Raw genomic sequence first — 8959 nt, 5'->3', positions numbered from 1 at the left:
CTGGCTACGGAGCTAACTTGGGCCCCCGCCTGCGCGGGGGCGACGGTTTATCGGCTAACCGTACGCATCACCCGCTTACAGGGTCTTCTACTTCATCTGTGGAAAAGCAAATTCCACGCCAGCACTGGCCGTGTTCGGCCAGCGCTGCATCACCGCCTTGTGCCGCGTGTAAAAGCGCACGCCTTCGGGACCATACGCGTGGTGGTCGCCGAACATGCTGCGCTTCCAGCCGCCGAAGCTGTTGAACGCCATCGGCACCGGCAGCGGCACGTTCACCCCCACCATGCCGACCTGGATCTGGCGCACGAACTCGCGCGCGGTGCCGCCGTCGCGCGTGTAGATCGCCACGCCGTTGCCGTACTCGTTGGCGTTGATCAGCTTGACCGCCGTGGCCACATCCGGCGCGCGCAGCACGCACAGCACCGGCCCGAAAATCTCTTCCTTGTAGATCGTCATATCGGGCGTGACGTGATCGAACAAGGTGCCCCCGACAAAAAAGCCGTTTTCGCGGCCCAAGACCTTGCAGTTGCGCCCATCGACCACCAGGGTCGCGCCCTGCTCCACGCCCTCGCCGATCAAGCGCTCGATGCGTTCCTTGGCCGCCGCGCTGACCACCGGCCCCATTTCGGCGTCATGCGCCATGCCGTCGCGGATCTTGAGCGCGGCGGTGCGCTGGCCCAGCGCGCCAATCAACTTGTCGCCGGCGTCGCCCACCGCCACCACCACCGAAATGGCCATGCAGCGCTCACCGGCCGACCCGAAGGCCGCGCCGATCAGGGCGTCGGTGGCCATGTCCATGTCGGCGTCGGGCATGACCACCATGTGGTTCTTGGCCCCGCCCAGCGCCTGCACCCGCTTGCCGCGAGCGCTGCCGCGCGCGTAGATATACTCGGCGATCGGGGTCGAGCCCACGAAACTGACCGCCTGCACGTCCGGGTGATCGAGCAGCGCGTCGACGGTGACCTTGTCGCCCTGGACCACATTGAACACGCCGTCCGGCAGGCCGGCTTCCTTGAGCAGCTTCGCATGCAGCAAGGAGGCCGACGGATCGCGTTCGGACGGCTTGAGCACAAAGGTGTTGCCGCAGGCGATCGCCACCGGGAACATCCACATCGGCACCATCACCGGGAAGTTAAACGGCGTGATGCCCGCCACCACGCCGAGCGCCTGGCGCATCGACCAGGCGTCGATGCCGCGCGAGATCTGGTCGGTGAATTCGCCCTTGAGCAGTTGCGGAATCCCGACCGCGAATTCCACCATCTCGATACCACGCGCCACTTCACCCTGCGCGTCGGAGAACGTCTTGCCATGTTCGCGCGTGAGCATGGCCGCAAATTCGTCGGTGTGCGTCTGGCACAGTTGCAGGTACTTGAACAGGACCCGCGCGCGCGTCAGCGGCGGCGTGGCCGACCATGATGGAAAGGCTGCGGCGGCGGCGACGACGGCGGCATTCACATCGTCCGCCGTGCCCAGCGCCACGCGCGCGCATGGCTCGCCCACGGCGGGATTGAAGACGTCGGCGTAGCGGCCGCTGGCCGTATCGACCTTGGCGCCGTTGATGAAGTGGGTGATGGTGTCCAACTGGGTATCGGGATTGCTCATGGCGTCAGTCCAGGTTGTTGAGGATGGTTGCCAGCTTGCCGAACAACTCGTCGATGTGCTTCTTCTCGAGTACCAGCGGTGGCGACAGGGCGATGATGTCGCCGGTGGTGCGAATCAACACGCCATCGGCAAACGCTTTTTTGAAGGCGCTGAACGCGCGCGCTCCCGGTTTGCCGTCGATCGGCGCCAGCTCGATCCCGGCCACCAGTCCGATGGTGCGGATATCGATCACGTGCGGCAGGCCCTTGAGCGAATGCACGGCGTCGGTCCAGTATTGCTGCACGGCCTTGGCGTTATCGAGGATGTTCTGCTCTTCGAACACTTCCAGCGTGGCCAGCGCGGCGGCGCAGGCGAGCGGGTGACCCGAATAGGTATAGCCATGAAACAGCTCGATGCCGGCCGGGCCGTCCATGAAGGCGTCGTGGATATGCTGTTGGGTGAACACCGCGCCCATCGGCACCATGCCGTTGGTCAGGCCCTTGGCACAAGTAACCATGTCCGGCACGACGCCGAAGTAATCGAACGCGAACGGCGTGGCCAGGCGTCCGAAGCCGGTAATGACTTCATCGAAAATGAGCAGGATGCCGTGCTTGGAGCACAGTTCGCGCAGGCGTTTCAGATACCCTTTCGGCGGAATCAGCACGCCGGTGGACCCGGCCACCGGTTCCACGATGACGGCGGCGATGGTCGATGCATCGTGCAGCGCGACGATGCGTTCGAGTTCATCGGCCAGGTTGGCGCCGTGTTCCGGCTCGCCGCGCGAATACGCGTTCTTCTCAAGGTTGTGCGTGTGCGGCAGGTGGTCGACACCCGGCAGCAGCGGCCCGAAGGTGCGCCGGTTGCCGCCGATGCCGCCAACCGAAATGCCGCCAAAACCGACACCGTGATAGCCGCGTTCGCGCCCGATCAGGCGCGTGCGCCCCGCTTCGCCGCGCGCGCGGTGGTAGGCCAGCGCCATCTTCAGCGCCGTATCGACCGCTTCCGAACCGGAGTTGGTGTAGAAGACGTGGCCGAAACGGCGCCCGGTGTAGTCCATCAGCTTTTCGGCCAGGTCGAAGGCGGCCGGGTGGCCCATCTGGAAGGTGGGGGCGAAGTCGAGCTGGCCGACCATCTCGCGCACGGCGGCCACGATCTTCGGCTGCGCATGCCCGCAAGGCACGCACCACAGGCCGGCGGTGCCGTCGAGCACGGTGTTGCCGTCGACATCCTTGTAGTACATCCCCGCGGCCGATACAAGCAGGCGCGGGTTGGCTTTGAAGTCGCGATTATTGGTAAATGGCATCCAAAACGACGACATCGATGCGGGTCTGGACTCGTTCATGCGACTCTCCGATAGTTTTTACAACTAAAAAAATAATTTACCAGTTGGCAAAATGATGATGCAATAATAGTCAGCAGATCAACTATGGCACATATACACAAATCGCAAAACCCGCCAACCGTATCGGTAGCGCAAACAATACAGTTTGCGGCGCCGCAGCAAAGGACCTGTGGATGGATGAGAGCGACGTTCTGGGTGAGGAAGTGCCTCCTGGCAATTGCGGGGATGGCTGGCCGGTGTTGGCGATCGAGCGCAGCAAGCGCGGCGGCCTGGTCGACCAGATCGTGGCGGCCATCACGCTGATGGTAAGCCGGCGCGAACTGCGCGTGGGGACAAAGATGCCCTCGGTTCGACGTTTCGCAAAATGTAATGGCGTGAGCACCTTCACGGTGGTGGAATCGTACGACCGCCTGCTCACCTTGGGGCTGTTGAGTTCGCGCCGCGGGTCCGGCTTCTTTGTGGCGCGCAGCGAGGCGGCCAGCGCGCCGCAGCAGTTGGCGCTGCAACCCACGCCGGCCGCCATCGACGCCCTGACCCCGGACCTGTATTCAGGCGTGTCGGATGCGCTGCCGGTCGGCGCGGGCTGGCTGCCGCCCGAGTGGTATGGCGACGACACGGTGCTCGACGCGGTGCGCCACGCGATGAAAATTCCGGCCAGCCGCCTGCGCGGCTACGGCCATCCGCTCGGTTTTCCCACGCTGCGCCAGCATTTGGCCGGCACCTTGGCCGATGAGCTGTTCGCGGCCGGCCCGGACCAGATCTTGCTCACCAACGGCGCCACCCACGCGTTCGACCTGATCCTGCGCACGCTCACCAAGCCGGGCGACACGGTCTTTGTCGAGGACCCGGGCTACAGCAACCTGCTCTCGCTGATCCGCCATCACGGCTGCATTGCGGTCGGCATTGCACGCGGGCCGGACGGGCTGGATATGGACGCCCTGATGGCGCAGGCGGCCAGCACCCAGCCCAAGCTCATGTTCGTCAACACCGTGCTGCAAAATCCGCTCGGTACGTCGCTCACGCAAGCGCAGGCGCACCGCCTGCTGCTGGCGGCCGAGCAGTTCGACTTCTGGCTGGTGGAAGACGACATCTACCGCGAACTGGCATCCGGCGGCGACGCCTCGCTGGCCGCCATGGATGGACTGCGGCGCGTGATCCGGGTCGGCAGCTGTTCCAAGACCCTCTCGCCGGTGCTGCGGGTCGGTTCGATCTGCGCATCGAATTCGCTGATTCCCGAACTGCTGCGCGTGAAGATGCTGACCGGGCTGACCACCTCCGAAATCAACGAGCGCGCGGTGTACCACGCCATTTCGGCGCGGCCTTACAAGCGCATGGTCGAACGCCTGACCGATCAATTGCGCTCGGGGCGCGAGCGCACCATCGAACGCTTGCGGGAGGCGGGCATGGAGCCGCTGGCCCGGCCGCGCGGCGGCATGTTCGTCAGCGCCGGCTGGCCGCTCGCGCCCACGCCCGAGTTCAACGGCAAGGTCATCGCCGACCGCGCGCTGCGCGCCGGCATCCTGCTCTCGCCGTACGAATTTTTCATGCTGCGCCCTTCCCCGAGCATCTGGTTCCGCTTCAACGTGGCGTACGCCGCCGATGCGCCCGCGTTGATCGGCTTTTTGCAATCGCTACGCTGAAAGTGACCATGGCCGCCACCAAGACTCCCGCCGTCAAGCGCCGCATCCTCAATCGCGACAAGCTCGAAGCCGACATCGCCGGCGTGGCCGTGCGCGTGTTCGCCGAATGCGGCTACGAAGGCACCTCGATCGCCACCATCGCCGAGCAGGCCGGCCTGTCGAAGCAAAACCTGATGTACTATTTTCCGACCAAGCAGGCGCTGTACGAACGCGTGCTCGATGGCGTGCTCGATGACTGGCTGGCGCGCATGGCGACCCTGGCCGATCCGGCCCAGGAGCCGCGCGACGTGCTGCGCGCTTACATCCAGGCCAAGCTGCGCTTTTCGCGCGACCAGCCGTGGGCGTCGCGCGTGTATGCGATGGAGGTGATCAGCGGGGCGCAGCTGTACGGCCAGCAGATCCAGAGCCGCGTGGTGCCGCTGCTGCGCAAGGATATCGAGGTGTTCGAACGCTGGATCGGCGAAGGCCGCATCGGCCCGATCAACGCCACCCACCTGCTGTTCGCCATCTGGGCCATGACGCAGTCGTACGCCGATTTTTCGGCGCAGATGGCGCTGGTGCTGAACCGCAAGCAGCTAACGCGCAAGGACTTCGACGACGCCGAGGACGTGATCACGCACATGGTGCTCTCTGCGGTGGCGATTGGCGGCACGCAGCCGTAGCTCGCGTGCGCTTCGGAATTGTTTCCGAAGCGACTGGCAAGTCCGCGATTAAGGCAATCCCGTCAATCGCGCCCCGTTTGCGATGCCACAGGGCGGCGTGCGAGCGCAGGTCTACCGTTACAAATGCAGACGACCAGCCAGATACCTGGTTCCGACCGACGACCGCATTTGTGGAGGGCATCATGCCCGGACCGTATATACACATCAGCGCCATGCGCGCGACCGCCCGCGCGCTCGGGAACGGCAGTTTCCGACCCGCCGCCAGCGCGCGCATCGACCCCGCATGGAGCGGCGCCGACACCGCCGAACTGGCGCGCATCATGCAGCGCCATCCCAACTTCGCCAGCCTGGGCGCCATCGGCCCGGACCTGTTTTTCTTCCTGCCCGATTTTCGCGACCAGGGGCCGTTTCCACTCTCGAGCGCCCTGATCGGGGTGCTGCGCGTGCTCGAAGGGCTGTACGACGCGCTCGACCCGTACATCGAAAAATACGAACGCTATCTGGGGCCGATATCGGAAAACACCGCCGAGGAACTCAGTCGCCTGACCGGCGGCCTGTCCGAAAGCGTCGGCAATATCGCCGGCGAACTGTCCGCCATCCTGATCACGGCGCTGGAGAACTTTGTCGTGACGCGCCTCGACCTGTTCGAGTTCTTTTCGCTGGGCCTGAACAAGGGCTTCGACGAACAGGCCTTCCTCTGGTCGGACATGCTGCACTACCGCCGCACCGGCCAGTTCGCGCGCGAACTGTGGAACCAGGCCGCCAGGTTCGAGTCGCAGGATGAGCAGGACAAGGCACGCGCCTATGCGCTCGGCTACATGACCCACATCGGCACCGACGTCACCGGCCACGCGCTGGTGAACGCGATTTCGGGCGGGCCGTTCCGCCTGCACTGGCAGCGCCACCACCTGGTGGAAAACCACATGGACGCCTTCCGCTACCTGCGCGACGGCGCCGGGCCGGCGCGCGGCGGCCAGTATCCGCAACTGACCGAGTCGGCGCTGTACTTCGACATCGCCTTCCGCGAAAACGATGGCGCCGGCGTGACCCGCCCCGCTTACCCGAGCGGCAATACGCTGCGCGAGAACTGGACCCGGCGCCGCCTGCTCGACGTCGATTCGGAGCTGGCCGACCCCATCGCCAGGCTGCTGCACGAAACCATCACCGCCGTGTACTACAAGGACGGCGCGCATCCGCGCATTTTGCGCGAGGAAGACGGCAAGCCGGGCGAAGACCTGATCGCCTCCTGTTACCGCCTGCTGTTCGCCTACCTCAAGATGAGCACCGTGGACGGCTTCGCGCACGAACCGCCGCCACCGCCCGAGCTCTTCCCCAACCTGCAGTTCCCGACCTTCAACGATCCGCAGGCCAGCGCGCCCGGCGCCGGCGACGACGACGGCAACTGGTGGGACGACCTGCTCGACTTCATCCTCTCGATCGTCAAGGTGCTGCTGTACATCGTGCAGGTGGCGGTGTACCTGGCCACCCTGCCGTGGGCAATCCTGGCCGACATCGTCACCTATCCGCTGCGCCTGGGTTTGTACTACGCGCTCGAACTGCCGCTGTTCCATCTGCTCAAATCGTTCCGCGCGGTGCTGGTCATGTCCGGCTATCTGCTGCCGATGGACGACGAAATCACGGTCGGCCTGATCACGGTCGGCCTGCCCGATGCCCAGGCCTTTGCCGGGGTGTTGGGCGACCTCGGCAACGTGCTGCCCGGCTTCGACACGCCGGTGCCCGACCTGGCGCCTTTCCGCGACCGCGCCTACCCGCGCCGTCATCCAGACGACGAATTCAAGCATCCGTGGCAGTACCCGGCCGGCCAGGGCGTGGAGCTGGCGCCCACCTTCGCCGGACCGCACCCGCGCCGCGCCAATCCGGATGTGCTGTTCCAGAACGTGGGAGCGGACCCGCAGATCCGCGACGCCCTCGAAAGCGCGACCACGCCGCAGGCGGCCGATGCGGTCGGCCCGGCCCTGCGCGCGAACCGCCACCTGGGCGACGCCGTCGGCTTTTCGAGTTACCTGATCTGGCTCAATTCGCGCCAGTCTCCGCAGCCGGGCGGCGGCGCCGTGGTGCCGCTGGTCGACTGGAACCTGGACGCCGACCGCGGCTACGGCTACCACGCCTGGGATTTCGCGCGCAGCCGCACCGCCGAAGGCGTGGAGGATCCCGAAGGCTTCAAGTTCCAGCCGCCATGCACCTGGCCCTCGCAGGCTGAACCGGCGACACTGCACAATCCATCGCTGCCCCTGAATATCTACTTTCTCGACGCTGGCGTGAGCAATCCTGGCTGCGGCGTGGATGTGGGCGCCGGCATTCTGGCGGCACTGGCGCGCGGGGCCGCGCGCGAGGCCGGCAAAGACGACGGCAACGACGACGACAAGGTGACATCATGAAACCATCCGACCAAGACCGCGCCTGCGCCTGCCCATGCCATGCCCCGGGCGCGCCGCACGCGCCCTGCCATCAGTGCCGCTGCAGCCACGACCCATGCCAGGCGCCGCGCAGGCCGGTATGCCCGCCGCCGCCGCGCTGCCCGTTTCCCGGCACGGTGGAGCTGCCCCAGGATACGCCGCCGCCCCCGGTCAAGAGCGCGCCGCAGCGGCCCGAAACCGTCAACCGCCCGCCGCGCGGCAGTGCCGAAGAAATCCCCTGGTTCCGCGGCCAGGTGCAGGGCATCCTGCAGAACGGACCGACCTTCGGCCCGCGCAAGGATGAATTCCTGCCGTTCCTGCTGATCCGCGCCAACGGCGGCGACAATGGCGCGCGCCCGCTGGGCGGGGTGTTCTGGGAGTCGCCCGACATCTACGTGGTGCCCGACCAGGAAGCGGCCAGCGCACCGGTGCAGCCGGCCACGGTGGGCGGCATTGCGCGCGCCAACGCGCCCAACACCTTGTATGCGCACGTCTGGAACCTGGGCAAGGCGCCGGCGCTGCGCGTGCGGGTCGAATTCTACTGGTTCGATCCCACGCTCGGCATCTCGCGCGCCGACGCCAACTTCATCGGCGCCACCTGGGTCGACCTCGGCAACCGCTTCAACAACAGCACCGAATGGCGCGTCGTCAACGGCCCCGATGGCCGCTACCTGAGCCACGGCTGCCACGCCATCGTCAAGTGTCCGCAAAGCTGGGTGCCGGCCTTCGTCAATGGCGGCCACGAATGCCTGGTGGTGCGCGTACACGAGCCGATTCTCGACGCCGTCGCGCCCGACCAGTTCTCGGCCCCGTCCGACCGCCATATCGGACAGCGCAACATCGCCGTCGTCCCCTCGTCCTCGCCGGCGGCGATCGACCTGGCGCTGAACCTGGGCTACCTGGCCAATCCGGGGCCGGCGCGGATCGAAGCCACGCTCGACGCGCCCGGCACCATGGACTGGCTCAAGCTCTACACCGGCCTGGCCGATCCCGGCCTGCGCAGCCCGGCCAAGCCGGTAAGCTATGGGCTGCTTCCTGTAACGGTGGGCCAGGCGCGCAGGCAGACGATCAGCGATATTCCGTTCGAGGCGCGCGGCAAGCTGCTGCTGCCGGCCGAGGATGTGCTGCGCGGATGCGAGGCGCAGGCCATCGCCTTCCATGCCAGCATTGCCGACATCAAGCGCGGCGAAGCCCAGGTCGTGCGCGTGCGCCAGAAAATCGGCGGTGAAGTCGTCGGCGGATACACGGTGGTGCTGGTCGGACGTTGAACGCGGGTGGCGCGATGCTGCCGGCGGCGGCCATTCCCGGCTGCCGCCC

6 protein-coding genes are annotated in these 8959 nt (G+C 66.2%); 4 read left to right on the top strand and 2 right to left on the bottom strand.

Annotated features, from left to right (window positions below; translation table 11 throughout):
* Positions 1–87 precede the first annotated feature (87 nt).
* Both F1735_RS06580 and F1735_RS06575 read right to left on the bottom strand, forming a co-directional pair.
* Positions 88–1602: a CoA-acylating methylmalonate-semialdehyde dehydrogenase gene (locus F1735_RS06580; RefSeq protein ID WP_167236185.1), complete on the bottom strand. Its 1515-nt coding sequence runs from the start codon at positions 1600–1602 to the stop codon at positions 88–90.
* Between the two features lie 4 nt (positions 1603–1606).
* Positions 1607–2923, bottom strand: coding sequence for an aspartate aminotransferase family protein (locus F1735_RS06575; RefSeq protein ID WP_167236184.1), 1317 nt, complete (start codon positions 2921–2923; stop codon positions 1607–1609).
* Between the two features lie 173 nt (positions 2924–3096).
* Here F1735_RS06575 and F1735_RS06570 point away from each other — a divergent pair, with 173 nt between their 5' ends.
* The 4 genes from F1735_RS06570 (at position 3097) to F1735_RS06555 (ending at position 8910) form a co-directional block, all read left to right on the top strand.
* Complete coding sequence (locus tag F1735_RS06570; RefSeq protein WP_167236183.1) at positions 3097–4563, top strand: aminotransferase-like domain-containing protein; 1467 nt, start codon at positions 3097–3099, stop codon at positions 4561–4563.
* Between the two features lie 8 nt (positions 4564–4571).
* The gene (locus tag F1735_RS06565) at positions 4572–5225 is read left to right on the top strand and encodes a TetR/AcrR family transcriptional regulator (protein WP_167236182.1); all 654 of its coding nucleotides are present in this window, start codon (positions 4572–4574) and stop codon (positions 5223–5225) included.
* 212 nt (positions 5226–5437) lie between these two features.
* Entirely contained in the window at positions 5438–7624 is a 2187-nt protein-coding gene (locus F1735_RS06560; RefSeq protein WP_167236181.1) for a zinc dependent phospholipase C family protein, read from the top strand.
* The gene (locus F1735_RS06555; RefSeq protein ID WP_167236180.1) at positions 7621–8910 is read left to right on the top strand and encodes a hypothetical protein; all 1290 of its coding nucleotides are present in this window, start codon (positions 7621–7623) and stop codon (positions 8908–8910) included. Before F1735_RS06560 ends, F1735_RS06555 begins: the two co-directional genes overlap by 4 nt.
* The last annotated feature ends 49 nt before the right edge of the window (positions 8911–8959 follow it).

Origin of the sequence: Massilia genomosp. 1 (genome assembly GCF_011682185.1) — a bacterium.
Lineage (GTDB): Bacteria > Pseudomonadota > Gammaproteobacteria > Burkholderiales > Burkholderiaceae_D > Telluria_A > Telluria_A rubra.
The sequence above is the reverse complement of the archived record's forward strand: the minus strand, read 5'-3'. Positions and strand labels throughout refer to the sequence as shown.